This window comes from Paracoccus ravus, assembly GCF_004522175.1.
Classification (GTDB): Bacteria; Pseudomonadota; Alphaproteobacteria; order Rhodobacterales; family Rhodobacteraceae; genus Paracoccus; species Paracoccus ravus.
In genome coordinates this window covers 1-1,028 of record NZ_SDEB01000090.1, presented here as the reverse complement: position 1 = coordinate 1,028, position 1,028 = coordinate 1, and the positions used below count along the sequence as shown (strand labels likewise).

1 protein-coding gene and 1 pseudogene are annotated in these 1,028 nt (G+C 55.8%); both read left to right on the top strand.

All coding sequences use genetic code 11. The annotated features are described in order from the left end of the window. A partial coding sequence (locus ESZ60_RS20650) for an integrase core domain-containing protein (protein WP_167620214.1) occupies positions 1-190 on the top strand: 190 nt, incomplete at its 5' end. A gap of 597 nt (positions 191-787) precedes the next feature. Continuing rightward, positions 788-994: pseudogene (locus ESZ60_RS20645) on the top strand (hypothetical protein); the annotation flags it as partial. Positions 995-1,028: the final 34 nt, after the last annotated feature.

Here is a 1,028-nt window from a genome sequence, read left to right as displayed (position 1 = left end):
CGGTACGGTCCTGGACGAGTTTGTCCGGGTGAAGATGCGCGAGACCTTCTACGAAACCGTCGATGCGTTGCAGGCCGATCTCGATGCGTGGCTCGTCCATTACAACACCGAAAGGCCCCATCTCGGCTACCGCAACATGGGGCGCAGACCGATCGAAACCGTCATGAAATTCGTTAGCCAAGAAGGTTAAGTGGACAGCCCAGCTTCACCCCGTCGAGCAGTTCACCCCGCCATTGCTTAATCTAATCGGGATGGATGTCGAACGCCTGCGAGGGCGCGATCATCGTTTTCTCACTCTTGATCGCGGCGATCCCACGTTTCACTTTGAGCGCCGGACGGTGCGGCATGCTCTTCGTGTCATGGTCTTTTCCACACTGGCTGCATCATGCTGCGTTCGCACGGGAAATCCATTTATGCCCGCTTTTCAGTATTCTGGGACCGCTACCATTAAAAATGGTATCATCTATAACTTCTTCGCGAAGATAGGACGCCCATTGCCTCACGCTATGGGAAACCGCCTGCAGCTATACACAGCGAGCTGACATCTCGCTGCGACCATTATCGCATCATCTTGAAAATCCAAAGAGCCGCTCGATAGTACATCACATAATCTCAATTATCCTCCTTCTTTATTACATTGAAGCGCCGACTACATCCTGTCGCTGATCCGCACCGCCTGTCCTAGCAGCCAAACCAATGGCCGCGCCCTGCGGGCCAACCGGACCTTGCAGGACCAGCGAAGGAGTCGCGGCTGGCCGGCATCTTCGACATCGCGACCGCCAACGCCTTGCGCAATACCGTCGACATGGCCATCTACACGCTGCGCAACATGGTCGAGCGGTGCTTCAACAAGCTGAAGAACGCCCGCCGCGTCGCCACAGGCCATGACAAGACCGCCGAGAGCTTCCTCGGCTTCATCGACATCACGTCGATCCGCCTTTGGCTCCGCCATTTGTCATGTATGGATGCCCCCTTTCGTGCAAGTGGTATTTGAATGGCTCAGGCGTGTGATCGGGTGCGGTCATCTA